The following is a 26604-nucleotide window of genomic DNA, read 5'->3' as shown; positions in this document are numbered from 1 at the left end:
AAAATCTTTACAAATAAAAATGAAAAATTTATCGATGTTTTGCCGCTTTCAGGCCGTGTTGCTTTTGGTTGTTTTCGGAACTATTAAAATATCATCTGCCCAGCAAAAGAAGGATCCCGATGTTATCGGGCGCTGGGATATTACTTTAATAAAGGATGGTAAAAGTTTGCCTTCCTGGCTTGAGGTTCAAAAATCGGGCTTTCATACATTGATAGGCAGGTATGTATATGCATTCGGCAGCGCGCGCCCTATTACGGAGGTTAAAGTTAATAATGGTAAATATAGTTTCTCTATCCCGCCGCAATGGGAACCGGGCGATCGCAATATGGATTTTGAGTTTGAAGTGAGCGGCGACAAACTAAAAGGATCGATGGTTTATACCGATGGTAAAACATCTGAATTTACCGGTGTTCGCGCCCCTATATTAATCAGGGACAAGGCCCCGGTTTGGGGTAAGCCTGTTCAATTATTTAATGGTAAGGATACCAAAGGCTGGCATGCCGATGGAAAAAATCAATGGGTGGTAGAAGGCGGCATTTTGAGGAGCCTGCATTCGGGCGCAAACCTCATTACCGATAAAACCTTTACCGATTTTAAACTGCACATCGAGTTCAGGTACCAACAGGGTAGTAACAGCGGCGTATACCTGCGTGGCAGGTACGAGTTGCAGATCATCGACACCAAAAGCGGCGACCCGGAACCTTACAACAACCAGTTTAGCTCTATTTACGGCTTTATAGCCCCCAACAAAATGATGGCGAAAAACCCCGGCGAATGGCAATCATATGATGTAACCCTGGTTGGCCGCATGATTACCGTTGTAGCCAATGGCAAAACGGTGATTTGTGACCAAATCATCCCCGGCATAACGGGTGGTGCCATAAACAGCCAGGAAGGTGAACCCGGCCCGTTATTGATCCAGGGCGATCACGGGCCGATTGACTACAGAAATATAGTGATAACACCGGCGAAATAGTTCTTGGTGAAATAATAGCTCCTTCCTAAGTTAAAATGAAGGAGCTATTATTAATAACAACAAGTTTTGGCGATACAAGAGGTTGGATGTCCTATCATTTAATTGTATAAATTCAGCAGGATGATTGAGGCCGGCAAAAAATATTGTTTAAAGTATAGCGCGGCTTGCCCCGCCGTCAATTTGAATAGTGGTGCCGCTAATGTATGCAGCCTGCGCCGATGAAAGAAAGGCTACCAGTGCTGCAAACTCTTCTGGCTTGCCAATACGGCCAAGCGGGATGCTTTTTGTTTTTTCCTTTATGGCTTCTTCCGGGTCAATACCCTGTGGAAGCGTATGTTTAATCCGGTCTGTTAAAATTAGTCCTGGTGCTATGTTGTTTACGGTAATGCCATAAATTCCCAATTCGTCGGCCAGCATTTTTGCGGTGCCAACTACCGCCATACGCATAGCGGTAGATAGTACCGAATTAGCCAGCACCGACTTTACTGAGCCACTGATAATATTGATTATGCGGCCGCCGCCGGTAGGTTTCATAAAAGGCAATACTAACCGCGATGTACGCGCGAAACTAAGCATGTTTTGCTCAAAGGCCTGTTGCCAGCTTGCATCGTCAAAGTTTTCAAATTTGCCGAAGGGCGGGCCCCCCGCGTTGTTAACTAATATATCGATGCTGCCATAAATGTTTCCTGCCTTGCTAATAAAATCGGTTAGTTGTTTGGCATCAACAACATCCACCGGGATGCAATGCACTTCACTCCCTGTTTGAGTGCTGATCTCCTTTGCCGCGGCATTCAATTTGGTAGTATTGCGGGAGCCGATGATTACTTTTGCACCTTCTGCCGCCAGTGCCAATGCCGAAGCTTTTCCGAGACCTTTACTTGCTGCCAGTACTACAGCTACTTTTCCCTTTAATCCGAGGTTCATAATAGGTATTGGGTTTTAAATTTTGTTGCTATCGTTATTCTCAGGGGCATCATACCAACACCCGTTACGATTTGCCTGTTATCAAAAATGAACAAAAAAACTTTAATGAACTTAATAACCCCTTACTCAACCATGAAAAATATTTTATCTGCAGATACTGTTTGTGTTGGCTTCCGGCCTCAAAAAAACAGGCTTGGTAAATCTTACAAAAAAAAATCAGAAACAAATATCTATAGATTAATGTAAAACGCCTGCTTCAATATGGTTAAGCTTAAGAAGGTGGCAAAAAGCCAACAATGCGGGTAATCATACCGGTTTCATCATATTCCATAAAATCATGCCCTGCCTTTTCGTCTAAACCCGGTATCTGAATGCCCAGGTGTAGTAAACCTGGCCGTCAAAGTATTCGGGTTGGGTAAGTAAGGAAAATGTGCGACCGGGTGTTTTTTGGTAGGAGCCTGTTACAAGATCAACCAGTTTATATATCCCCGTAAAAAGAGGTGTTGTTTTATCGGTATAAGTCATATCCGGCGCGCAGCACTCGCTAAATTTAGCTTTAACCGCTTTTGGTGTTGTTTCGTTCCAGGCATCAACGTAAAGCCTGATGTTTTCTATTATGTTTTTCATACCCCAAAGTTCGGCGCGGCACAGCAGAAAAAAGTTCAACTGGTTAAATGTTTTTTTTTAACGATTAGCGGAATTTAGTTGAGGCATGCTACAACCGGTTAATTATTAATACCATAAAGGTAATCGGGTAAAATATCCGGCGCGGTTTATATGTCAAATTGCAGATATGGGGTTGTAACTCAACATACAAAGCTACCATGCCCATTTTAAGTATCTGTTAAATGATTGACAACAATAAACACGCATGAAAAAAACAATTACTATTTGCATCTTATTTTCGGTTTTGCTTACGGCGGCCTGCAAAAAGGATGGCAAGCCCGCGGTAAAACCTGCCGATACGGTGAAAACAATTGCCGTAAACGCGCCGCAAAAAAAGTGGCTGGAACACTGGTATGAACATGATGACCTGTTAACCAATGTTTACTACAATGACGATTTGGCTTTGTATTACGATAACGAGATGGATACTACCATCACCTGGCCGCGGGGAGCGTATACCCGCATCTGGCATTACATCAAACAAAACTACGGCAACTTTGGCGATTCGAGCCGGTTTTATGTAGTATTGCACGCCAATAAACACGAAGGATCGGGCCATCCCGCGCCTTATTACGATGTTAGCCATGATTACCGCAATGTGCTTGATGTTGGCGAGAGCTTATCTGATTGGTATAAAGAAGAAGGCGATAAACTCAGGTTGCCGATACATGAGATAGGCCATATCGTAGCAAGCTCATCGCACGGCCGCACACACGATTTGCAGGACGATAACATTTGGGGCGATAGCAAATTTGCCGAGATATTTATTTATGATGTGCTGCTTAACTCGGGCTACAAATCAGAAGCCGATGCGGTTTACGCCCAGATGAACGATCCTTCGCAAACGGATAATTATAACTACCCGGGTGTACGGTATCCGGGTGTTAACTTTTTTGTGGATTGGTTTTACCCCATTTACATTAAGTACGGCAAGGGCCCCGTATTGGCGCGCTATTTTAAACAAATAGCCGATAACGTACCGATGGACAGGACTGACGACCTGAACCTTGGCGAGTTTGTGCACTTTTTTAGCGGCGCAGCAGGTGCCAACCTGCGCGAACAGGCCAAAATAGCCTTTAAAGAATACTGGACCAGCGATAGCGAAGCCCAGCTTAAACAAGCCCAGCTCGATTTTCAGGGTGTAAAATATCCTTATTGATCTCATTTTTAATTCACAAGATTTTTTGATACTGATGAAAAGATTTATTACCTGCATTGCGCTGGGGCTTAGCCTTATGGCCTGCAAAAAACAAAACGTAAAAGATACGGGGCCAGCAACGGTGGTTACGCCACCGGTTACCGGCATTATTGATACTTCCAGAACCTCGTGGTGGCAAAAGGCCAAATTTGGCATGTTTATTCACTGGGGCGTTTACTCGGTACCGGCCGGTATTTATAACGGGGTGGATATTGCTGATCCTGCTTCGGGTCACTATGGCTCGGCCGAGTGGATGATGCATAACCTTCGCATCCCGGTGGCCAGCTATAAGGAGTTTGCCAAACAGTTTAACCCAACCGCCTATAACCCCGAAGTGTGGGTACAACTGGCCAAAGATGCCGGCATGAAATACATTGTATTCACGGCCAAACACCACGATGGCTTTGCCATGTATGATACCAAATACAGCGACTGGAACGTAGTAAAAGCCACACCGTATGGTAAAGATATTCTCCGGCCGCTGGTGGATGCCTGCCGGAAATATGGCTTAAAAATAGGCATCTATTATTCGCAGGCTAATGATTGGGTTAACAAAGGAGCTGCGCACGACGGATTTTGGGATGCGGCCCAGGCAGGCAGCATGGATGATTATATTGATAAGGTTGCCATACCGCAGGTGCGCGAGCTTTTAAGCAACTACGGCGATGTACTGGAGATATGGTGGGACATCCCCGATGAAATGACTGCCGCCCGTGCAGCAAAATTTTCACCGGTGCTGGCTCTTCAACCCAAAACGCTAACCAATAACAGGCTTAACGAAAACTGGACAGGCGGCGATTTTGACACACCTGAGCAAACCATTTCGGCGAGCAGTAACGGCAGGGCATGGGAATCGTGCATGACGATGAATGATAGCTGGGGCTATACTAAAAACGATAAAAATTTTAAATCGAGTTCAACCATTATCCGCAACCTGATCAAAGTGGCGTCGCTGGGCGGTAATTATTTGTTGAATGTCGGGCCCGACGCTACCGGCAAAATTCCGCAGCCGGAGGTGAGCATCCTGAAAGACCTTGCCGGCTGGATGCGGCTTAACAGCGAGTCGATTTATGAAACCTATGCAAGTCCATTTAAATTTACGCCATGGGGTAACGCTACCACCAAACTTACGGCAGACGGAAATACCAATATTTACCTGCACATTTATAACTGGCCCGGCGGCGAAAAACTACATGTGCCGGGTGTTCAAAATCAATTGCTTTCTGCTTCGATGCTTGCGAACGGCAAAGCGGTTAAGGGGGATAATGATGATACGGGTATCAACCTCGATATCCCCGTTGAGCCGGTTGACAATATATCAAGCGTTATAAAAATGATAGTTAAGGGCAAATTACAGGTTGCTGCTTACGAACAAGGCCCGGAAACCAATGGGTCGTTTGTATTATTAGCCGCCGCTGCCGATCTGCATAACCCCAATGGCGGCGATGAAATTCATGTAGAAAATGAAGACAACCCCAATCTTGGCTACTGGACAAACCCGCAGGCTTATGCGAGCTGGAAAATAACGGTTAAAATTCCGGGTATTTACAAAGTGCAGGCCGTAATTGCCACCGAAGCCGAAAGTACGGTTATGGTGGCCTCGGTTAACGGAGCGGCAGTGCAAAAAACATTAACCACAACCGGCGGATATAGTAGCTATAAGCTGGTGACAATAGGCAACCTTAAGATAGCCAACGCAGGGCCGGTTACGTTTACTTTAGCCCCCGATCCGGGTAACTGGCAGCCTGTCAATGTACGCAGGGTGATACTTACGCCTTGATATTTTATCGAAAAAGAATACATCTATTATCAGGCTCCGGATTTGCCTCCGGGGCTCTTTTTATTTCTTCTTGCCGCACATCCCGTTGTTGTGCCCTTGCATCATGTATTAACTCATCATAAACAAATGGTAATTAAACAGAGCATAATGATAATCCAATAAATTATCGGCAGCGCTTAAAGTAGGATTTTGCAATCTGAAAATCATTAACAACCAATCTATTGACGATCTATGCTAAAATTTTACAATTTATTAAAGCGGATCTGGGTGCTTAAAATCCCTAACTATTCGCGCCCTGTTATTTTGCTGGCGGCGCTTGCCTTTTTTTGTTGCCTGTTTGCACAGCATGCTTCCGCGCAGGTAAAAGGCAAAAACAAATTTACCATTACGGGCATCGTCACAGATACATCGGGCGTGGCTGTTATCGGCGCCAATATTGTGCCTGTAAATGTAAAAGGCAACAGTACCGCCACCGACGCCAATGGTAAATTTATTTTAGATGTTGAAGCCGGTACCATATTAAGAATAACCTATGTAGGTTACCAGGAACAAAAAGTAACCGTATCTGCCGATCAGAAGTATTTAAAAATTATCCTAAACCTTACCAAAAGCCAGTTTGATGATGTGGTGGTTACCGCCTACAGCCGTAAGCAAACCCGCGAATCTGTAGTGGGCTCGGTAACCACCATCAAACCGGGCGCGCTCCGCACACCGGCAAGTAACCTCACCAACGCGCTGGCCGGGCAGGCTGCGGGGATCATCGCTTTTCAACCAAGCGGGCAGCCAGGCCTGGATAATTCCAACTTCTTTATCCGCGGCGTTACAACCTTTGGTTACAAACAAAACCCGCTGATATTGATAGATAACGTTGAACTTTCTACCAGCGATCTGGCAAGGCTGAATGTGGACGACATTGAAAGCTTTTCGATATTAAAGGATGCAAGCGCTACCGCCTTATATGGTGCGCGTGGGGGTAACGGTGTTATCCTGGTAAAAACAAAAGAAGGTAAGGCAGGGAAAGCGCAGATCAACGCGCGGCTTGAAAATTCAAGCTCACAATCTATCAAAACGCTTGATATAGCCGATCCTATCACTTACATGAAGCTTTTTAACGAGGCCACAACAACCCGTTTCCCGCTCGATCCGCAGCCTTACAGCCAAAACCAGATCCTCAACACGCAGGCTACCATAGCCAAAGCCCCCGGAAGCAACCAATATGTGTACCCGGCGGTGAACTGGCTGGACATGTTGTTTAAAAAGCGTACCAGTACGCAAAGGGCCGATATGAGTATTTCTGGTGGCGGGGGCGTAGCGCGCTATTACGTAGCTTCATCGTATAGCGGCGATAACGGTATTTTACGTACCGACGTACGAAACAATAACAACAACAACGTTAAGTTTCAAAATTACCAGCTCCGCTCTAACGTTAACATTAACGTTAGCAGCAAAACCGAACTGGTAGTGCGCCTGTGGGGCAATTTTAACGAATACAACGGTCCGCTAAGTGCCGACGGCGGATTCTCGACCGATATGTATAATTATGCGCTGCATACCAGCCCGGTTGATTTCCCGGCTTATTACCCGCCAGATGATGCTAACCTGCTTACCAAGCACATTTTATTTGGTAATAAAGCATCGTCAAACGGTTCATTATCTTATATAAACCCTTATGCGCAGCTGTTAATGGGGCATAAAAACTTCTCCGAATCAAGAATGCAGGCGCAGCTGGAGCTGAACCAAAACCTCGATTTTTTAGTTACCGGGCTTAACTTTCGCGGGATGTTCAGTACTAACAGATATTCAAGGTTTGAGTCTTTAAGGGCTTATTCACCTTTTTATTATACGGCTACCAATTACAACCCCCAAACCAATAAATACGTGTTGCAATGGTTAAACCCGCAGCCAGGGCAGGCGCAGGAGTATTTAGGCTACAGACCCGGCGGCAGTACGCTGAATACCTACCTGCAGTTTCAGGGTAATTTAGATTATCAGCACACTTTTGCTAAAAACCACAGTGTTCAGGCTACCGTAGTAATTAACCGCGAACAGACTACCAATGGCAACGCCGCCACCTTGTTTGATGCGCTGCCTTACCGTAACTTAACTTTAGCGGGTAATGTGGCCTACGGATATAAAGGCCGGTATTATATTAACGGCAACTTTGGCTATAATGGTTCCGAGCGTTTTTCGGCAAACCACCGATACGGTTTTTTCCCAACTATCGGCGGCTCGTGGATCATATCCGACGAGAAATTCTGGGGCAAGCTGTATAATATTTTCGACAGGGTTAAGCTCCGTGCCAGTTATGGTACTGTGGGTAACGATGCCATCAGCGGTCAGCGTTTTTATTACCTGTCGGATGTTAACATGGCCAGTAGCAGCGATGGCAGCGCCGGTAACTCTGCTACGTTCGGTACATCAGGCTATAGCCGTCCGGGGGTTAAGATCAACAATTATGAAAACGATGCCATCACCTGGGAAACCTCAAAGCAGTTAAACCTTGGCCTCGAGCTTACTATGCTTAAGCAGATTAACCTTATTGTGGAGGTTTACCGCAATAACAAATACGATATTTTACAAACGCTGGGTAACGACAATATCCCGGCAACTATGGGTTTAGAGGCCGATGTGGCGGCTAACGTGGGTAAAGTACAATCAAAAGGTATAGATATATCATTGGATGGCACGCAGCGTATATCAAAAGATCTGTCCATCACCGCGAGGGGTAACTTTACTTTTGCAACCAATAAATTTCTCGAATACGCGCAGCCGGGTTATAAAGAGGCTTACCGCAGCATTATCGGCCAGCCGCTTTACCGCAATAGCGGTTACCTTGCCGAGCGGCTTTTTGTTGACGACAGCGAGGCCGCAAACTCGCCGACGCAAATTTTTAGTTCGAAGGGGCCTGCACCCCTGGGCGGCGATATCAAATACCGCGACTTAAACGGTGACGGCAAAATTGACGCTGCCGATCAAACCTACTTCGGTTACCCAACTGTTCCCGAAATAGTGTATGGCTTCGGCTTTACAACTGCCTGGAAAAATTTCGATCTTTCAACCTTCTTCCAGGGCCGGGCAAGGGTATCTTTCACTATTGATCCGTCTACCACATCGCCGTTTATCAAAAGTGCCGATAGTCATTTTAATGGTAATACGCAACTATTGCAGGCTTTCGCCGACAACCATTGGTCGGAAGATAATCAGAATCTGTATGCCATGTACCCGCGATTGGGCACTGATGGAGATATCATCACCAACAACCGCCAGTCGAGCACATGGTGGCTGCGCGATGGCAGTTTCCTAAGGCTCAAATCGGTAGAGTTTGGATATTCCTTGTCCAAACAGCTTATCAAAAGGTTAGGAGTAAGGGGGGCGCGGATCTATTTTAACGGCCTTAACCTGATTACCTGGAGCCCCTTTAAACTCTGGGATCCGGAGCAGGGCGGTAACGCGTTTGCTTACCCGGTACAAAAGGTTTACAACCTGGGCCTTTCTGTCAACTTATAACCATAACAGATCATCAACATGAAATCAATACATAAATATATATGGATGGCACTTTTGGCGGTCTGCGCGGTGTCGTCTTGTAAAAAATACCTTGATGTTACGCCGGATGGCGTGGGCACAATAGATTACGCTTTCCGGAACAGGAATGAAGCCGAGAACTATCTCTTTACCTGCTACTCAACCCTGCAAAAAATGCAGAATGTACACTACGACGCAGGCTTCACCACCTCGGGTGAAATTGTATTCCCCAACAACCTGTCGGATAATACCTATATGGACCTTGCTGGTTTCAACATCCTGAGGGGCCTGCAAACCAGCGGCAACCCTGCCCTTAATTACTGGGACGGCAATAATGGTGGCCAGGACCTTTGGCAGGCCATCAGGCGCTGCAATATCATGCTGGAAAACGTGGATAAGCCGGTTGATTTAAGCCCATCCGAAAGGAAAAGATGGATAGCGGAAACTAAATTTTTAAAGGCATACTATCATTTTTACCTGTTCAGGCTTTACGGACCCATCCCGATAGTTGATAAAAACCTTGATATTAACAGCCCTATCCCGGCAACAAAAATAAAACGCCGCCCGGTTGATACGGTAGTGAATTATATGGTGAGGCTACTTGATGAAGCGGCGCCCGATCTGCCCCCGGTGATTGAAAATACCGCTAAAGAGTTGGGAAGGATTACCTCGGTAATTACGCTAAGCTTAAAGGCACAGATCCTGGCTACGGCGGCAAGCCCCTTGTTTAACGGCAACCCTGATTATGCGGGAATTAAAAATAAGGATGGCGAAGCTTTGTTCAATTCAACCTTCGATGCCGCTAAGTGGGATAAAGCATCCGCAGCCTGCCTTGCAGCTATAACACTAAGCGAAAAAAGCGGGCTGAAATTGCATACCTATACGCCCGAAGCAGGTATTGATAATTTGAACGATACTCTTACAACAGTGTTAGCTACTCAAACAGCGGTAACCGCGAAATGGGAAACCAATACCGAATTGATCTGGGCCAACGCTACAGCATTTTCTGATGAGGAGTATTGCTTCCCGAGGTTAACGCAAAAATCGGCCTCCAATATTATTTGCGCCGGTACTTTCGCGGTTCCTATTTCTGAGCAGGAGTTATTTTATACCTCAAACGGAGTGCCCATCAACGAAGATAAAACATGGGATTATAATGGCCGCTACGGTTTCCGCACCGGCGACGACGCTAACAAAAGCTATATAGGTGTTGATTACCAAACCGTAAAAGCGCACTTTAACCGCGAGCCCCGTTTTTATGCCGATCTGGGTTTTGATGGCGGCGTATGGTTTGGCAATGGTGTAGGCGACCCAGATAACGCTTACGTATTGCGCGGGCGCGGACCGGAATCGTTAGCGGGGCCTAAAGATAATGTGCGTGTGAACGTATCCGGCTACTGGCCTAAAAAGCTGGTTAACTACCTGTCGGTTTATGATGATGGTTACAGTAGTGTTCCATATCACCTGCCACTGATCAGGCTGGCCGATATTTACCTGTTGTATGCGGAGGCATTAAATGAACAGGGAAAACCATACACCGAAGCGGCGCAATATGTTGACAAGGTGCGCGCGAGGGCCGGGCTTAAAGGTGTGGTTGAATCGTGGACTAACTTTTCGTCGAACCCCAATAAGTTTGCCACCAAAGAGGGCATGCGCCAGATTATTCACCAGGAGCGCCGTATTGAGCTTGCCTTTGAATGCATACCCGGCTACGATTTACGCCGCTGGAAAGAGTTACAAGGTGTGATGAGCAAACCTTTGCAAGGCTGGAATGTGCGCGAAACTACCCCCGAAAACTATTACAGGCCAAGGTTGCTGGCTACCCCTGTTTTCAATACGCGCAATTACCTGTGGCCCATACAGGATAACGACCTGATTGTTGACGGTAACCTGGTGCAAAATTTAAACTGGTAATAATTAATAACTGATAACAATTAATTAGTGATGAAAGATATTAAAAACCACTTATTGCTGCTGCTCAGTTTGGCGGTGATGGGTGCCGTTTCGTGCAAGCGGAACGATGGCTACAACGAACCTCTGTCTACCGATAAAACAAAGCCGGGCGTGGTTACCAATATAAGCGTAACGGATTATAACGGCGGATCGAACATCAGTTATAAACTTCCTAACTCAAGCAATGTGCTGTACGTGCTGGCTAAGTACCAGATCAGAGATGGCGTGCCGCGCGAGGTGAAGGCATCCTATTTTTCGGATACCCTTAATGTGGATGGTTTTGCCAAAGCGCAGGAGTATAAAGTGCAGCTATATACGGTTAGCCGGTCTGATGTAATGTCTGATCCGGTTACGGTTACGGTACACCCTAAAACACCGGTGTATACGCTGGTAAGTAATACCGCCACCATCGAACCGGATTTTGGCGGGGTGCATATCACAGCCTTAAACAAACTGAAAAAAGGGGTAGGCATTATTGTTACTAAGTACGATTCGCTTACCCAAAAAATGTTGATCCTTGATCAGCATTATACCAATACTGACACCATAGATTACTCGGTACGTGGTATGAATACCGCGAAAAGGCAATTTGGGGTATATGTAACGGATAAATACGGCAACATTTCGGATACGCTGAAACAGGCAGTATCGCCGCTGTTTGAAGAAATGTTGGACAAAAATATTTTCAGTCCGTATAAGCTGGCTTCAGACACCGAGATCGGCTACGGCTGGGAACTACCGAATTTATGGGACGGCCATACCGATGGTTCATCTGCCGGCTGGCATACGCAGCCCGGCAACAAGCCACCTTTTGTATGTTCATTTAACGTTGGGAAAACGTATAAACTGAGCCGTTTTGTGATGTGGGAGCGACCTGATGATGATGGCGGCGGCAACAAATATGCTTTCGGGCATGGTAACCCGCGTTACTTTACCATGTGGGGCTCCAACGTTGCTTCACCTAAAGATGCGAAGCTGCCGGTAACCTCGCCGGTTGGCACCAAAGTGGGCGACTGGATAAATCTGGGCAATTTCACTTATCCAAATCCGCCATCCGGCTTATCGCCCGAAAATCATAACGCGGCCGATAACGCCTTTGTGCTGGCCGGGGTCAATTTCAATTTTTCGTTAAATACGCCGCCGGTTCATTTTATAAGGATAGGGGTGGCCCAAACCTGGGAAAACGGCGATATAGCACACATTATGGAAGTTTCACTTTACGGTAGCCCGGAATAATTAAAATAGACACGAAATGAAAAAAATTAAATACCTGTTGCTCGGCCTTACAGCATTGCTGATATTGTATAGCTGCAAAAAGGATGAGCAAACCGATTACAAACGGTTTTTAAATAACCAGGAAATAGTTTATACAGGTGCTGTAAAAAATGTAATTGTACAGCCGGGAAACCTTGAAATGGGTTTGAAATGGAAGGTAGGCTCGGATGCTACCATTGTTAAATATGTTGTTTACTATAATAACAAGGCCGATTCGCAGGTAGTAGCCGCCACCGAGGCAAAGAATGATACCATACGCACAGTGATTAAAGGGTTATCAGAATATAATTATTCTTTTACCATCTATTCATTTGATGCGAAGGGTAATAAATCGCTGGCTACCGAGATCAACAACGCCCCGGTTTACGGGCCGGTATACCAGGCCGGTTTGAATAACAGGCCGGTTAACAATACCGATCCTTTCAGCCTGAATGACGACGGCTCGCTGACGCTTAATTTTGGTACGCCCGATACCATCAATACCAAAACAGTGATCAGCTATTTCAATAATTCGGGTTCGGTAAGTAAGGCGGTCATCCTTGCTTCCCAAAACACCATTACGCTGAAAGATTACAAGTTTGGCACCGATGTTTCGTACCTTTCATACTATCTCCCTACGCGCACCGCGCTCGATACCTTTGCGGTTACAAGTCTGGCTACTTTCCCTTTGCCGCAAACTGTAAAGTGCGATAAATCGCTGTTTAAAGAGATTGCGCTGCCGGGAGATAATACAGGGCTGCCTAACCAGGGCATGGAGCACCTGTGGGATGGGAGCGAGGGGCCGCAAAGCCCGCCCAATGTTTATTTTTCGATGACCTCGCCGCATGACAACCCCAACACATTTACCATTGATTTGGGTAAGGTTTACAAAAAACTAAGCAGGGTTGATGAAACAGGTTCGGTAATACCGCCATTAAACGTAACGGAGTTTGAAGTTTGGGGCACTGCCGATATTACCAACGCGGCCACTACTCTGGCCGCCAATGACCCGGGTTGGGAGAACGAGGCCAAAGCCAAAGGCTGGGTATTGCTTGGCAATTGTATGCGAACGGATGATGGTATGAGCGAAAAATCATTTAACTTTATTGCCAGTCCGCCGCCGGTACGATATGTAAGGATAAGGGTGAAAAAGGAAGGGTTGGCAAGTAATTCGTGGGTAATGGGCGAATTGACCTTCTGGAACTCAAATTAAATAAAAGGCACGGCCCGTTGGTAAAACCCCGGGCCGTGTTTCATAAAAAGTATTGATGAATAAATTACTATTTAGGCTGGCTGTTGTTTTACAGTTATCAACACCTGTTTTAACTGCTTTAGCGCAGCAAAAAGGAAACAATAACATCAGCCCTAAAATTGATAAACTGTCCGGTTCCGTTTCATCGGCCATTAAAAAATGCTACGGGGCTTCGGTGCTGATGTGGGAAATAGATGGTGAAACCGGCCAGCGAATGAGCGCCCAGTTCAGCGGGGTGGTGGTAAGCCGGTCGGGGCAAATTTTTAGCGCAGCCCACGTGGTGCATCCCGGCAAGAGTTACCAGGTTATGTTTGCGGATGGCCGTAAATGCGTGGCGAGGGGATTAGGACGGATAGCTATCGCGCCCACGCATATGATACCGGACGCGGCAGTGTTAAAAATAACAGATAAAGGGAGCTGGCCGTTTGTACAACTGGGCTGGTCATCGTCGGTTTGGGTTAATGAACCCTGCGTCAGCATAGCTTATCCCGAAAGCCAGGAACAACGCAAGCCTTACATCCGGTTCGGCCGGATCAGTGTTTTAAAAAACGAACATGGTTTTATGGAATCAACCTGTTTAATGGAACCCGGCGATTCGGGCGGCCCGCTGTTTGACCTGGCGGGCAGGCTGATAGGTTTGCACAGCGGCATCCGGCAGGAAGAAGACATCAATTACGAAATACCTGTAGATACCTACCGCAAATACCTGACTGCCTTAAACCGCGAAGAAGATTATGCTTCGATGCCTAAAGATACCGATACGGTTGGCCCCGATCCCGCTCCGCTAAGCCGTAAAAATATGCCGGAAGCAATTGATCTTAACCGGGAGTTTAAAGCGGTTGGTAAAGAGGCAAGCGGCTCGTGTGTAACAATAACAAGCAATGCCGGGGGGCAGGTACAACACGTATTAGGTACGATAGTCACCCCGGATCCGGAGCAACTCAAAACCTCTTTTAATGGGAAAAGTATGGTGGTTTCCAAAAGCTCGATGGTAGGAGACGCCCCGGTTATTAAATTACCCGGCAGTGAAATAGTTAAAAGTACGGTTTTAGCCCGGGATAAGGCTAATGACCTGGTGTTGTTGGTTGCGGCATTGAATAGCAAAACCAGGGGCATCAGTTTGAAGGCGCCGGTTGCCGATAGCGTTGCTTTTAGTGATCTGGGCGAATTTTTAATTTCGCCGTTGCCCGATTCTGTGGCAGCGATCAGCGTTTTAGGCAGCTTGTTTTTCAATTTGCCCAAAGTAAGCAGCTATGGATATTTAGGCGCCGTTACCGATGAGAAGGATGGTAAACTGGTATTCACCTATATTCAACCTGAAAGCGCGGCAGAACAGGCGGGGATCAACATCAACGACCAGCTTTTGGCCGTAGACGGAAAAGCGGTTAACGACCAGCTGGATGTACTGAAATCGCTTCAAAAATACAGGGCGGGGGATACCACTACCTTTACTTTGATCAGTAAAGGTGTGAAACAGGATAAAGCAATCGTTTTAAAATATCCGCCGCAAAAAACAACCGGCCACCCGGTTGAGCGGTTTGTCGGCGGTAAAAGTACCAGGCGCGACGGTTTTGATCATGTTTTTGCCCATGATGCCCGCATTAAACCCAATGAATGCGGCGGACCGGTGTTCAACGCCGCCGGTGATTTTATAGGGATAAATATAGCAAGGTTAAGCAGAACGGGTACCATTGTGATGCCAGCCGCCACAGTTAAAAGCTTTGTAGCCGCTAACATTGTAGGTAAATAGACAATTGGAGTAAATCAAAAACCTGGATAGTTCTCTAAAAGCCATGAGCAATTTTCAATGTTGCTCATGGCTTTTTTATATTTCAGGCCGCGGTAGTTTTATTACTCACATTAAACTGTTTTTGATAGCTGAGCGGACTGCTGCCTGTAACCGTTTTAAAGTTTTTGTAAAAACTGGCCAGGTTGTTAAATCCGCTTTCAAACCCAATGTATTTGATGTTGAGGTTGTTTTCTATCAGTAATTTACAGGCGTACTCTATTTTCAGTTCAATCACTATTTGCGAATACTTTTTTCCGGTGGCCGCTTTAAAATACCGGCAAAAGGCATTCGGTGTCATACCGGCAATCCCCGCAACATCAACCAGTTGAATGTTGTTTTTGAAGTTTTTGAGGAGGTAATCATAAATTACCGAAATGCGTTCGTTTACAAAGCGCGTGGTTTCCGGCTTATAGCTCACCGGCATCATGTATGAAACTTCGGCTTTGGCAAATAAAAGCAATACCTGTAGCAGGTACAGGATCCTTTCGGTATTGATAGCTCCATGTAATGCGTTGAATAACCGGGCCGTTTCCGTTCTGAATTTATTGCGGAGCAGGATGCCTTGCCCGGAAGTCTGGATCACATTTTTTAAAGCCCGGTTTTCGGGCAGGTTCAGGAAGCTTTCCCCCCAGAAATTTTCGCCAAAATGAACAACCACCAGGTCGATATCGCCGGTGCAACTCTGTTCAAAATATATGTCTTCAAATTTCCAGTAATGCGGTACATTTGATCCGATCAGGATCATGTCGCCACCCTGGAAACTGATGATCTTGTTGCCGATGTAAAGTCGGCCTGCACCTTTTTCAATTTTAACCAGTTCAAGTTCGGGATGACAATGCCAGTAGTTATTCACGTTAGGCATTTTATCGCGTCGGCAGCTAAACGAGTAAACCGGATCTGTCGAGAGTTTTAAATACTTTGGTTTCATGCCTGATCCCCCCGTCAGTTAATAAGGTTAACTAATACGCTGCTGTTCAGGTATCTTATGATTGGTTCAAATACCGGTAATGTTAATAACTTTTTCATAATCAAGTATTTTGTAATAGTTTGCTATAGTATTTTTAATTTTTTTGGGTAAAGGCGTAGCCATATCCGGCTTTTTTGGGCAGCCGGAAAACTGTTAGTGCTTTTACCGTTTGGTAAATCTTTTTGTTAAAATGAAGCTGTTAACCGGTTTGGTCAGGCCGGTTTATTGCTCAACTGAAAATTGGTTAATGATCACCAGCCGGGGTTTTGAACAAGCTGTTTATCATTGTTTATATCTATTTGTGGTATTGGGAAAAAGTAATTGCGTTTTTGAAATACCCGGTACTCAAAGGCCGTTTGCCGGTAAAATTCGGGCATACGCGCGTTGATGTTTAAGCCATATATCGGCCCGGCATCGGTTACTGGCGCTATCATCCACCGGCGTACGTCAAAATAACGGTTGTTTTCAAAAGCCAGCTCAACACGGCGTTCCTTCCTGATGGCCTCGCGCATGTCGTTTTGGTTTGCCGGTACGGCAATGCCGTTGCCATATTCGGGGATGCCCGCCCGTTTACGGATCATGTTCAGATATTTCAGGATGTCCGGGCTACCGGGGGCATACTCATTAAGCGCTTCCGCGTAATTAAGATAGATTTCGGCCAGCCTTAACATTACCCATGAACGGCCGCCAATGGTCCTGTCGCCGGTGGTGGTGTTTTTACGTACCACATAGCCTGTCGGCGAGTAGTCGTTACCGCCGGTTGCCCGCCCCGAGTTACCATCAACGTATAACCAGGTAATTAAATCAGGCACTGCTGTGTTAAGCCACCTGGCGCCGTTATAAGTGATACCCACATAAAAGCGCGGTTCGCGGTTAGTCCACTGGTTATAGGTTATCCGCTGCCGGTCATCAAACGGCGCTTTAAACATTGATTCGCCGGTTGAAATATAGCCCGAAGCCGGATCATCTATGCTTCGGCCATTAGCCATGAAATAGGCATCAACCATATTTTGCGTAGCGCCCAAGGCGCCCGCCCCCCTCGCGCCATCCGGTGCGCCCTGGTGATAGGGGGTGGTATCGTATTGCCTGTCGGTAATGCTGGCTTCTACCCTGGCGTAAATGATCTCGGGGTTCCAGTCAACCAAAAACACGTCGCGGCACGATAGGTATGGGCTGTAATTACCGGCAGTATCGTTTTTGCGGAACAGGTCGTACACCGAGGGTACATAGCCATCAATAAATGTTTTGGATGCCTGGGCCGCCAGTTTCCATTTAGCGGCGTCATATTGTTGTGCAATAAGCCTTTTACCATCCTTGTTTACCAAATCGCTGAAAGCGGTGTTCCCGTTAAAAAGCGGGCTTGCAGCCACTAACAGCACTTCTGATTTAATGGCCAGCGCGTATCCGCTGGTTATTCGCCCATAATCGTCAGCATTAGGCCGTGCGGGCAAATCTTTGGCAGCGAGGTCAAGCTCGGCGGTTACATAATTCACGCATTCGTCGAACGAACTGCGCGATAACTGCATTCCGCTTAGCGGGGTATCAGGCGCTATTACATCATTCAGGATGATTACCGGGCCGTATATCCGCATTAAATTGAAATAGTATATCGCGCGTAACGCCCTTGCCTCGGCTTTCCGTTGTACCTTCAGCGCGGGTGTCATATCCGGCACTTTATCAATATTTTGCAGGTACACCGATGCATTGCGAATACCCTGGTAAAAGTTGCTCCAGTAAGCGGATACAAAGTTGCTCGAAGCGTCGTAAGCGCTTATGTTGATGCTGTTACTTATGGTGTTTCCCCAATCATACTCTGCTTCGTCGCTCGCGGCAATCCACGGCCCGGCGTTTTTATCCGGTGCGCTGTGCGCGTGGGCCTCATCGGGCATCTGCGCGTAAACGTTAGCCAGGTATTTTTCGGCAGTGGCTTCACCCCCGAACGTTTTTTCAATAGTTAACTGATCATCCGGAACCTGGCTCAAATAGTTTTTCCCGCAGGATAAGCTTAGGCTTACCGGCAACAGGATCAATACTATTTTGCTTAGATGTTTCATTGGCTATCCAATCAGTTAAATACCGCTTTTAATCCCAGCGCTACCGTTTTAACGTTGGGGTATTGTGTACCGTTTATTGTCCCTTCTTCCGGATCCCAAAGTTTAAAGCTGCTAAACGTTAACAGGTTATAACCCTCCAGGTAAACCGCCGCGTTTTTAAGCCCAAGTTTGCTCAACAGCAACTTAGGCAGGTTGTACCCAAAATTGAAGGTTTTGAGGCGGATAAAACCTATATCCTTTACCCACCAGCTGCTTACCGCGCTATTGTTGGCGTTAGCTGCATTACCATAAGCCAGCCGCGGATAAAATACGTTTTGGCTTGGGTTAAGCTCCGTCCACCGGTCGGTAATATTGGCAAAGGCGTTGCTGATACCCCCGTTGGTTGAAAACGGCTGAATGGCTGTTCCTCCCAGATACCTGCGCGCATTTTTAGTACCCACAAAAAAGGTATTCATGAAAAAATTGCGGAATGTAGCGCCAAACCCGGCGCCAAAAGTTAATGGCGACAGGTCGCCTTCGGTTATGGCGGTAACATCATAGGCGTTGATCTTGCCGTCGTGATTAAGGTCGCGGTATTTGATATCGCCTGGTTTTACTGTGGTTTTATCGCCGGGTACCGCGCTGTTGTCAATCTCGTTCTGGCTGGTAAACAAGCCTTCGGCAATGTAGCCGTAGGTAGCAATAGGGGAGTGACCGCGTTTATCCATCCAGGGGTAGGGAGGCGGCTGCTCGTCGTTATCTACAATTTTGGCTTTGTTGTAGGATACGGTACCGTCTATTTGCAAAGCCAGCCCGGCGAGGTTGAACCTGCCGGATAAGGTTGCATCAAAACCCTTGTTGCTCATTGCACCCAGGTTGGCAAAAGGTTGGGTAGTTAACCCGATAAACAGCGGAATGGAACTACGCTGCATAATTACCTTATCGCGGTATTCCTTAAAAAAGTCGGCGCTTAAATTCACCTTACCCATCACGTCAATATCAAAGCCGAGGTCTTGTTTATGCGAGTTTGACCAGCTGGTATTGGTCCCGTACGAATTGACGGCTATTCCGGTAAGGCTGTTGCGGTTAAGCCCGAAGGTGTAACCGGCACTGCCCTCGCGTAAAATGGTGAGGTAGGCAAACCTTGGGCCGGCAATATCGTCGCTGCCCACATGGCCATCCGAATAGCGGAGTTTAAGCATGGGCACCGCTTTCTTTAAGCCGGAAAAAAACTTCTCTTCCGATAGCATCCAGCCAATACCATAAGCCGGAAAAAAACCATACCTGTTGCCCGGCGCGAAATTGTTTGATCCGTTATAACCCAGGTTTACCTCGGCGAAGTACCTGTCGCTCCGTGAGTAGGTAACCCTGCCTGCCAGTCCTCTTTGACGGTGCGGGATGTAATCGGCATAGCTGGTTACCGGATATACCCCTGCAGAACGCTGATTAAACAGCAATAAACCTCCGAAACGGTTTTTACCAAAGCTGTTATCATAATTTAACGATGCCTCGGCATAGCTGTTACGGTAGCCGCTGTTCACCGAATCGAAGCTCAGCAAGCTGCCGGTACCTGTGGATGTTTTTACCAGGTTTAAGGTGCCATCAGCATTATAAGGATTTTGCTGATCGGGCTGCCAGGTATCCGGATCCCTGTACCTGTTGATCACCGAAGAGCTATTGATATCATAGGCGTACATGGCCGAAAAATTTAACCCTTTGGCAAGCCCCCCCAACTGTTGCGTTAACCTTAACTGCGTATTTACCTGGCTGTGATTTTCAACCCCGAACCCGCTTTGGGTCAATTGTCCGTAAGGATTGGGTTCGCTGCCGTTGGCGGTTCGGCCGGGCACAAAGCCCCCCGGATACTCGGGCGGGAACTCTGTAGGCGGAATAGTCATGGCGTAGCCAAAAATCGCGGCTGGTGTTTGCGATGGATAGTTGCCGTTGGTAACATAGCCATTGATACTAAGGGATATCCGGGTGGATTTTGCAGCCTGCAGGTCGAAGTTGCCTACAAAGTTGTAACGCTTATAATCTATTGCCGAGTTATACCCGGTATGCTCATCATTTTTGAGCAGGCCCGTTTGGTTAAGGTAACTGGTAGATATATAATAAGCTAAGCCTGATGAACCTCCGTTAATATTAACATTAGCCTTGCGGTTACTGCTTGTTTTATTGAATAAAACATCCAGCCAGTTCACATTTGGATAAAGCAGCGGATCGGTACCGCTCCTGGTATGGGCTATGTAGCTTTCTGTGTATTTAGGTGCCTGCCCGCGAGTGGTAAGCGCTTCGTTTACCGCAGCCATATAGGTAAGGCCATCGGCCATTTTGGGGGTGCGGGTAAATTTGCTCAGCCCCTCGTAGTAGTCAGCGCTGATACGGTTATTACCCGGCCTGCCCCGTTTGGTTTGAACCAGAATTACGCCGTTGGCACCGTTTACCCCGTAAACCGCCGTTGCCGAAGCATCCTTTAAAATGGTGATGGATTGGATATCATCAACACTTACCATATCTATACTGCGTTCAACGCCGTCAATCATGGTTAGCGGTGTGATATCGCCGCTGGAAACAAAGCTTGAAAGCCCCCTGATATAAATGGTTGAAACATCCTTGCCGGGTTCGCCCGAGAGTTGCAGGCCCACAATGCCCGAAACCCTTCCGGTAAGCAAACTGGTAAAATCGGCAACGGGCTGCTTCAAATCATCAACGTTAGCGGTTGACTGCGCGCCGGTAAGGCTTATTTTGCGCTGCGTTCCGTAGGCTACTACAGCCACCTCGTTAAGGCGGCTTTGCTGCGTATCAGCTTCCAGTTTTATATTGAGTGTTCGGTTTGTTCCGGCTTTTTCCTGCCTGGTTTTAAAGCCTACGTACGAGAAAATCAAAATATCCTCGTCGTGCTCAATATCAACCACATAACTGCCCTGAGCATTGGTAACCACACCCTTGCCGGTAGCCATGATCTTAACCGTGGCTCCTGTAAGCGGCTCGTCATGATCATTATATACAAAGCCTGTTAAAACACGGCTCTGCGGTTTGAGGGCCGGTTTCTTTTTATCAAAGTAGATGAAAATTTCGTCGTCCAGTTCCTGGTAATTGTATGGTGTGCTCATCAATAATTTATCCAATAACAGGTTGAGCGGCTGGTTATTAACCGCAGCCGATACCTTAACCGTACTATTTGCCACCGAGCCGTTATAGGTAAATTTTACACCGGTTACTTTAGTGATGTTTTCTAAAGCCCTGCTTAACCGCTCGTTTTTAAAGCTGATGGTAAGGTGCTTTTTCAGCACCTCCTGGCTATCAGCGTCGCCGGCAATAATTGTAAAACATAAACACCACAACAGCGCTAAAACCAGTGTGCTGATCTTCATAAAATGGATAAACTTAAGCACCCGTTGGCCGGGGACTATATTTTTCATATATTCACTTCAATAAAATGTTTAAAAATCAGCACATACTTCGGGCGACCAAACCTTGTGAAGTATGCTGCTGTAATGGATTTGACATTTTTTTGATTTCGGTGGTGGCCCTCTGAGGGCCACCTAACCGGAGTTGATCTTATCGGTAAGTTTTAATCAATTACCACTTCCTCCTTTCGTCATGTGCCTTTTATCTTCATTTGTTACATCGGCATCAACCACTCTTCTAAGTTTTGAAAGAAAATGCTCAATGCTTTCGCCCGGTTTCAGCCTTCCGTAAAAAAGGGAGTCCCTAACCGCTCCTTCTACCTTGAAATCAGTATTGAAATTTCTGTTTATATCTTCAACAATATCTGCAACACGCACATTTTTGTATTCGTAATAGCCATTATGCCTTGCTGCGATACTTTCCGCATCGGGCATATTTTCCTTTTTTATTAAGCCCGTTTCAGCCGTGTAAACAATCCTTTGGCCCGGCAGCAGTTCCTCTTTTCCGGAGGCTGCCGAAAAAGCAACTTTCCCGGTAAATAACGATAAGGTAAGCGAATGGTAATTGTTGATGTTGAACGTTGTGCCCAGTACTTTTACACTGCTGTTGCCTGTGTGTACAATAAAAGGGTGTTTTTTATCTTTAGCGATATCAAAAAAAGCCTCGCCGCTAAATATAATCTCCCGGGTGGGGCCCGAAAACGCTAAAGGGTATTTTACACTGCACTCAGGTCCCAGCCAAAGCGTTGAACCATCGGCAAGGCTTAGCTTTTTGTGCTCACCGCGCCTGGTTTTGATTGTTGTGTATGCCAGGTTAGCTTTGTTGTTATTGTCGCCGTTTTTCGAAATGAAGAAAGCTCCCGCACCAAGCACCAATAATACGGCGGCGGCCACGCTATACCAAAAGCCTTTGTTAAGGCCTATGCGCGGTACAGCTGTTTCATCAACGGCGAGTTGGGGTACGAGTTTGTTCAGGAGCCTCGCCTTCGCCTCGTTTTCTTCGCCGGGGTTTTCATAGGGCGATAACAAATCTTCACTTACCTCACTAAGCCGGTACCATTGCCGTAACTCTTCCTTTTCGGCTGCGGTGGCAGTACCGTCAATGTACTTTTTGATCAGCTCGTTCAGTTTGTCGCTTTCCATTTTCTGTTTAGTTATATGGAAGTACTAAAACCTGCGCTTTACCCTTAGTGCGAAATGAGAAAAATTTTATTTTTTTTAACCAGTCTATTTTAAGAAAAGATCCATTGAACCAAGCGCGGTTGCGGGGGGGTAGTAAAAAGGGGAGAATTACAGGAGTTTGAGGGCTATAGCCAGTAAAACGAAAAGCCCTTTTAAGTTAAGCCGCAGGGTTTTTAATGCTTTGGTGAGATGCGCCTCCACGGTTTTCTCAGCAATCGACATTTCCTGTGCTATATCTTTTGCAGACATCCCCTTGTTCCGGCTGTGTTTGTAAATAATGCGGCATTTTTCGGGCAGCTGCTCAACTATGCCGTTAATATACTCCTCTAAAAACCTGGCGTGTACTATCTCGTCGGTAAGCGGAGGGGGGGCATGGTTAAGCGCTCCTAATACCTTTGCGTTCCTGGTTTGGTTGTAATGGTATTTAAACACCGAAAATTTAACAGCCGTTGCCAAATATGCTTTTAATGAATCGATCCTGATGACGTCGCGCCTCGCCCATACACTCAAAAAAATTTCCTGCACAATTTCTTCCGCGGCAAATTTTTCTTTGGTATGGCTGTAGGCCATGGCAATGAGCCTGCTCCAGTAGCGGTTATAAATTTCGCTAAACGCGCGGGTGTCCTGCTCAACCAAAAGCTGCAGTAGTTCCTCGTCGGATAGTTGATTATAACGGATCATTAAATAGGGCGTTAACAGTCTCTAAATTACAAAACTTAACTTTGAATAGCAGTTTTATTAAAAATAATTTAATAAAAAGCCACCGTTTTGTAACGAATGACCGGCATTTGACAGCGGATGATAAAGCTGCACTTACTTCATCAACCCGTTTATCTCAGCATATTGTATCAGCATAATGGTTTTGGCATCTTTTATTTCGCCTGTCTTAACCATTTCCAGTGCCTCGGTAAAAGGGATTTCCATTACCTCAATGTCTTCGTTTTCCTCTTCCAAGCCGCCGCCTTCATACAGTTTCAGTTCTTTATGGTATTCTGCTACAAAAAAGTATAAAATTTCGGTAACCGATCCCGGCGACATGTATACTTCCATCACTTTTTTCACTTCGTCTATTTTATAGCCGGTTTCTTCCTCTATCTCGCGTTTAATACATTCTTCGGGGTTATCCTTGTCCAGCAATCCGGCACAGGTTTCAATCAGCATGCCGCCAGGATTGCCGTTAAGCAGGGTGGGGAGCCTGAACTGCTTAATGAGCACCACGGTTTGCTGGGCTTTGTTGTAAAGCAGTACGGTAGCGCCGTTACCCCTGTCGTAAGCTTCGCGCTCCTGTACCGAGGTGTTGCCGTCAGCACGGGTGGCTTCGTAGGTTATTTTGCGCAGGGTATATCTGAAATTAGCGAGTACTTCGGTTTTAAGGATAGTAATATTTTTCATTTTTGATTTATTTTGATCGATAATGATTATTTTTGAACAAATTAAGCTGATTAAAATGAACTTTCAAAAAAGAATGCAAAAAATATTGGAGCATATCGAAGCTGATGGTGAGGTGGATATTAAAAATATTGCTGCCTTGCTTGAAGTTTCGGAGATCACCGTCCGTCGCGACCTCAACCAGTTGGCTGCCGACGGTTTATTGTATCGCACCCATGGCGGGGCTGTAAAGGTAAACCCGCTTCAAAAGCCCCATGCTTTTGTTAACAAAAGCGCGCAAAATGCCGAAGTGAAAGACGCCATCTGCCGCCTGGCCTCCACCCAGATTAATGATGGCGACATTATATTTATGGATTGCGGAAGCACGGTTTTCAGGCTTTGCCGGTTTATAAAAAATAAAAAAATTAAAGTGATCACCAATTCGTTGCCTGTGGTTTATGAACTGCAGGATAGCATGGCAAGCGTCAATATTATAGGCGGCGAACTGGACAAAGAGCGGCAGGCGGTTCATGGCGCAACGGCCATCGAACACATTAACAAATACCGGGCAAACAAAGCTTTTTTGGGTGTTGATGGCATATCAGCGGCGGGTTTATTTGCCAATAGCGAAAATGAGGCTTCGATCACCAAAGCCTTCCTGGCAAACTGCGCTTACAACTATATACTTTGCGATAGCAGTAAAATTGGCCGGGAAACTTATCTTAATTTCGCCCCGCTTACCGTATTAAACGCAATTATCACGAATGCGGACAACAGTAAAACCAACGCCTTTGCAAAGCACGGTCTGGTTGTAATGCAAACTCAGGATTGAGTTTGTCTGAAAAACGAAAATGACGAATGCCCGTATTTGCGCTGCTCCACAAAAGCGGGGTGGTTGCTCAGGTTTTGCATGGATTGATGCTCAACAATCAACAAGCCATCCGGTTTAAGCAGGTTTCGGTCAAAAACTACTTTCGGCAAATCCGGGATCCGGTTCAGATCATAAGGCGGATCGGCAAAAACCAGGTCGTATTGTTCAGTTTCTATATTCAGGTATTTAAATACGTCTTCCCTGTAAGTTTTTATCTGCGTTAAATTATGCTGGCGCGATGTATCCTTCAGGTAATTTACACAATGGATACTCCTGTCTACAGATATTACCTGCTCCGCGCCCCTCGACGCAAACTCGAGCGAGATATTGCCGGTGCCGCTGAACAAATCAAGCACTTTAATGCCATCAAATTCAACCTGGTTAAGCAGGATGTTAAATAAAGCTTCCTTAGCCAGATCGGTAGTTGGGCGTACAGGTAAGTTTTTGGGCGGGTTAAGGCGTAAGCCTTTTAAGCTACCTCCGATGATGCGCATAATGAAAGGGAGGCTATTGACAGCACCCGGTGGGGCACAATCTCTTTAGGTAATTGAAGCACCTGTAAGGTATTAACTTCAGCTTTTTTGAAAAAAGCCGCCAGGCGGTTAAGTTTACTGCCGTTTTCGTCAACGTCGCCACTTAAATGCAGGGTGGTGAGCCTGGCATCAAGGTTAAGCTCGCCGGCAACAAGCGCTGCGTAATAAACAAGCTCGTCATCGCCTGTAAAATCAAAGGCGTTGTAAAAGCGAAGTTTACCCGGGGCGAAATAGCAGATCTCCACCCGGTTATTTTCAATATTCAAATACAGGTCATTACTGCCAGGGTTGTTTTGAGCAATGGCGGTTAACCATCCCTTTGAAGTGAAAACCGTATTGCGGAGGCCAAACTCTTCGGCGGCATCTACGGCGGTGCCCGGGGCATTATAAACAATTACATTATCATCATCCAGCGCCTGGGCTAATACCTTATTCCCGGCTTTCACATCTAAAAACCGCGCGATATGGGGGATGCGTTCAACGGTGGCCAGATCTTTGGGTATAAGCGTAAAGTTTTGAGCCGGTAAGCCGAGAATAACCTGGTGATAACGGGCGGATAGCAGGTCGAGCAATTCCTGCGGATCGCTCAGTTCATCCAGCGGGTGGTTTTCCGACCATGCAATGAGGTGCCCCTTGTTGCTTATCGCGTACGAAAATGTGTTGCTTTCAACCTGTATCAATAAAGTGTAGCCCTCAGTTTTATCCAAACTAAAGCTATCATCGTGGTAAGTATAGTTATGTTCGCTCATACCGGTTAACAAAAGTAACATTTTTGGCTGATAGCTATGCCTTAACAATCAAAATTGCAGGTAATCACCTTAAAAAAGAATTGCCATTGCCTATGTCAAAAGGCCTCACCCCAGCCCTCCAAAGGAGAGGGTGCGCCTTGTTTCTCAAAATCCTCGCCTTTGGAGAGGATTTAG

At 46.3% G+C, this 26604-nt stretch carries 19 protein-coding genes; 9 read left to right on the top strand and 10 right to left on the bottom strand.

What is annotated here, in order from left to right:
• The first annotated feature begins 19 nt into the window (after nucleotides 1-19).
• Complete coding sequence (locus LX99_RS14500; protein WP_109608541.1) at nucleotides 20-976, top strand: 3-keto-disaccharide hydrolase; 957 nt, start codon at nucleotides 20-22, stop codon at nucleotides 974-976.
• A 147-nt stretch (nucleotides 977-1123) separates the two neighbouring features.
• On the opposite strand, the gene LX99_RS14495 is transcribed toward LX99_RS14500, so the two are convergent.
• Both LX99_RS14495 and LX99_RS14490 read right to left on the bottom strand, forming a co-directional pair.
• Nucleotides 1124-1900 (bottom strand): SDR family oxidoreductase, encoded by a 777-nt coding sequence (locus LX99_RS14495; protein WP_022833234.1) that lies wholly within the window; start codon nucleotides 1898-1900, stop codon nucleotides 1124-1126.
• A 354-nt stretch (nucleotides 1901-2254) separates the two neighbouring features.
• Nucleotides 2255-2527 (bottom strand): hypothetical protein, encoded by a 273-nt coding sequence (locus LX99_RS14490; protein ID WP_146203129.1) that lies wholly within the window; start codon nucleotides 2525-2527, stop codon nucleotides 2255-2257.
• 244 nt (nucleotides 2528-2771) lie between these two features.
• Here LX99_RS14490 and LX99_RS14485 point away from each other — a divergent pair, with 244 nt between their 5' ends.
• The 7 genes from LX99_RS14485 (at nucleotide 2772) to LX99_RS14455 (ending at nucleotide 15278) form a co-directional block, all read left to right on the top strand.
• The gene (locus tag LX99_RS14485) at nucleotides 2772-3725 is read left to right on the top strand and encodes a hypothetical protein (RefSeq protein ID WP_109608540.1); all 954 of its coding nucleotides are present in this window, start codon (nucleotides 2772-2774) and stop codon (nucleotides 3723-3725) included.
• 34 nt (nucleotides 3726-3759) lie between these two features.
• Entirely contained in the window at nucleotides 3760-5544 is a 1785-nt protein-coding gene (locus LX99_RS14480) for an alpha-L-fucosidase (protein WP_109608539.1), read from the top strand.
• Nucleotides 5545-5775: 231 nt separating this feature from the next.
• The gene (locus LX99_RS14475; protein ID WP_109608538.1) at nucleotides 5776-9051 is read left to right on the top strand and encodes a SusC/RagA family TonB-linked outer membrane protein; all 3276 of its coding nucleotides are present in this window, start codon (nucleotides 5776-5778) and stop codon (nucleotides 9049-9051) included.
• Nucleotides 9052-9069: 18 nt separating this feature from the next.
• Nucleotides 9070-10983, top strand: a complete 1914-nt coding sequence (locus LX99_RS14470) for a RagB/SusD family nutrient uptake outer membrane protein (protein WP_109608537.1) — start codon at nucleotides 9070-9072, stop codon at nucleotides 10981-10983.
• A 30-nt stretch (nucleotides 10984-11013) separates the two neighbouring features.
• Entirely contained in the window at nucleotides 11014-12258 is a 1245-nt protein-coding gene (locus LX99_RS14465) for a DUF4959 domain-containing protein (protein WP_109608536.1), read from the top strand.
• Between the two features lie 16 nt (nucleotides 12259-12274).
• Entirely contained in the window at nucleotides 12275-13489 is a 1215-nt protein-coding gene (locus LX99_RS14460; RefSeq protein ID WP_109608535.1) for a DUF4998 domain-containing protein, read from the top strand.
• A gap of 55 nt (nucleotides 13490-13544) precedes the next feature.
• Nucleotides 13545-15278: a trypsin-like peptidase domain-containing protein gene (locus LX99_RS14455; protein ID WP_109608534.1), complete on the top strand. Its 1734-nt coding sequence runs from the start codon at nucleotides 13545-13547 to the stop codon at nucleotides 15276-15278.
• An 82-nt stretch (nucleotides 15279-15360) separates the two neighbouring features.
• Here LX99_RS14455 and LX99_RS14450 read toward each other — a convergent pair whose 3' ends face one another.
• The 6 genes from LX99_RS14450 to nudK all read right to left on the bottom strand — a co-directional run bounded on the left by LX99_RS14450 (nucleotide 15361) and on the right by nudK (nucleotide 24301).
• Nucleotides 15361-16245: an AraC family transcriptional regulator gene (locus tag LX99_RS14450; protein ID WP_109608533.1), complete on the bottom strand. Its 885-nt coding sequence runs from the start codon at nucleotides 16243-16245 to the stop codon at nucleotides 15361-15363.
• 290 nt (nucleotides 16246-16535) lie between these two features.
• On the bottom strand, nucleotides 16536-18338 hold the full coding sequence (locus LX99_RS14445) for a RagB/SusD family nutrient uptake outer membrane protein (protein WP_109608532.1): 1803 nt from the start codon (nucleotides 18336-18338) through the stop codon (nucleotides 16536-16538).
• A gap of 11 nt (nucleotides 18339-18349) precedes the next feature.
• Nucleotides 18350-21739 carry a SusC/RagA family TonB-linked outer membrane protein gene (locus tag LX99_RS14440; RefSeq protein WP_109608531.1) on the bottom strand — a complete coding sequence of 1130 codons (3390 nt, stop codon included), beginning with the start codon at nucleotides 21737-21739 and terminating at the stop codon, nucleotides 18350-18352.
• A gap of 156 nt (nucleotides 21740-21895) precedes the next feature.
• Complete coding sequence (locus tag LX99_RS14435; protein ID WP_109608530.1) at nucleotides 21896-22870, bottom strand: FecR family protein; 975 nt, start codon at nucleotides 22868-22870, stop codon at nucleotides 21896-21898.
• A gap of 147 nt (nucleotides 22871-23017) precedes the next feature.
• Nucleotides 23018-23590, bottom strand: coding sequence for an RNA polymerase sigma-70 factor (locus tag LX99_RS14430; RefSeq protein WP_109608529.1), 573 nt, complete (start codon nucleotides 23588-23590; stop codon nucleotides 23018-23020).
• 132 nt (nucleotides 23591-23722) lie between these two features.
• On the bottom strand, nucleotides 23723-24301 hold the full coding sequence (nudK, locus tag LX99_RS14425) for a GDP-mannose pyrophosphatase NudK (RefSeq protein WP_109608528.1): 579 nt from the start codon (nucleotides 24299-24301) through the stop codon (nucleotides 23723-23725).
• A 73-nt stretch (nucleotides 24302-24374) separates the two neighbouring features.
• Between nudK and LX99_RS14420 the strand changes: the two genes are divergently transcribed.
• The gene (locus tag LX99_RS14420) at nucleotides 24375-25109 is read left to right on the top strand and encodes a DeoR/GlpR family DNA-binding transcription regulator (protein ID WP_211319025.1); all 735 of its coding nucleotides are present in this window, start codon (nucleotides 24375-24377) and stop codon (nucleotides 25107-25109) included.
• Here LX99_RS14420 and rsmD read toward each other — a convergent pair.
• On the bottom strand, nucleotides 25100-25642 hold the full coding sequence (gene rsmD / locus LX99_RS14415; RefSeq protein WP_109608527.1) for a 16S rRNA (guanine(966)-N(2))-methyltransferase RsmD: 543 nt from the start codon (nucleotides 25640-25642) through the stop codon (nucleotides 25100-25102). The genes LX99_RS14420 and rsmD overlap by 10 nt on opposite strands.
• Nucleotides 25618-26451 (bottom strand): DUF3822 family protein, encoded by an 834-nt coding sequence (locus LX99_RS14410; RefSeq protein ID WP_109608526.1) that lies wholly within the window; start codon nucleotides 26449-26451, stop codon nucleotides 25618-25620. Before LX99_RS14410 ends, rsmD begins: the two co-directional genes overlap by 25 nt.
• Nucleotides 26452-26604 lie beyond the last annotated feature (153 nt).

It is taken from the genome of Mucilaginibacter oryzae (assembly GCF_003148845.1).
GTDB classification, from domain to species: Bacteria; Bacteroidota; Bacteroidia; order Sphingobacteriales; family Sphingobacteriaceae; genus Mucilaginibacter; species Mucilaginibacter oryzae.
Note: the sequence above shows the minus strand (reverse complement) of the source record. Positions and strands in the feature narration are given on the sequence as shown.

Coding starts and splice junctions, on each gene's coding strand:
- LX99_RS14460 (WP_109608535.1), top strand. CDS start 12,275: ATGAAAAAAATTAAATACCTGTTGCTCGGCCTTACAGCATTGCTGATA.
- rsmD (WP_109608527.1), bottom strand. CDS start 25,642: ATGCGCATCATCGGAGGTAGCTTAAAAGGCTTACGCCTTAACCCGCCC.
- LX99_RS14475 (WP_109608538.1), top strand. CDS start 5,776: ATGCTAAAATTTTACAATTTATTAAAGCGGATCTGGGTGCTTAAAATC.
- LX99_RS14495 (WP_022833234.1), bottom strand. CDS start 1,900: ATGAACCTCGGATTAAAGGGAAAAGTAGCTGTAGTACTGGCAGCAAGT.
- LX99_RS14435 (WP_109608530.1), bottom strand. CDS start 22,870: ATGGAAAGCGACAAACTGAACGAGCTGATCAAAAAGTACATTGACGGT.
- LX99_RS14445 (WP_109608532.1), bottom strand. CDS start 18,338: ATGAAACATCTAAGCAAAATAGTATTGATCCTGTTGCCGGTAAGCCTA.
- LX99_RS14480 (WP_109608539.1), top strand. CDS start 3,760: ATGAAAAGATTTATTACCTGCATTGCGCTGGGGCTTAGCCTTATGGCC.
- LX99_RS14485 (WP_109608540.1), top strand. CDS start 2,772: ATGAAAAAAACAATTACTATTTGCATCTTATTTTCGGTTTTGCTTACG.
- LX99_RS14465 (WP_109608536.1), top strand. CDS start 11,014: ATGAAAGATATTAAAAACCACTTATTGCTGCTGCTCAGTTTGGCGGTG.
- LX99_RS14455 (WP_109608534.1), top strand. CDS start 13,545: ATGAATAAATTACTATTTAGGCTGGCTGTTGTTTTACAGTTATCAACA.
- LX99_RS14410 (WP_109608526.1), bottom strand. CDS start 26,451: ATGTTACTTTTGTTAACCGGTATGAGCGAACATAACTATACTTACCAC.
- LX99_RS14440 (WP_109608531.1), bottom strand. CDS start 21,739: ATGAAAAATATAGTCCCCGGCCAACGGGTGCTTAAGTTTATCCATTTT.
- LX99_RS14450 (WP_109608533.1), bottom strand. CDS start 16,245: ATGAAACCAAAGTATTTAAAACTCTCGACAGATCCGGTTTACTCGTTT.
- LX99_RS14500 (WP_109608541.1), top strand. CDS start 20: ATGAAAAATTTATCGATGTTTTGCCGCTTTCAGGCCGTGTTGCTTTTG.
- LX99_RS14470 (WP_109608537.1), top strand. CDS start 9,070: ATGAAATCAATACATAAATATATATGGATGGCACTTTTGGCGGTCTGC.
- LX99_RS14490 (WP_146203129.1), bottom strand. CDS start 2,527: ATGAAAAACATAATAGAAAACATCAGGCTTTACGTTGATGCCTGGAAC.
- LX99_RS14420 (WP_211319025.1), top strand. CDS start 24,375: ATGCAAAAAATATTGGAGCATATCGAAGCTGATGGTGAGGTGGATATT.
- LX99_RS14430 (WP_109608529.1), bottom strand. CDS start 23,590: ATGATCCGTTATAATCAACTATCCGACGAGGAACTACTGCAGCTTTTG.
- nudK (WP_109608528.1), bottom strand. CDS start 24,301: ATGAAAAATATTACTATCCTTAAAACCGAAGTACTCGCTAATTTCAGA.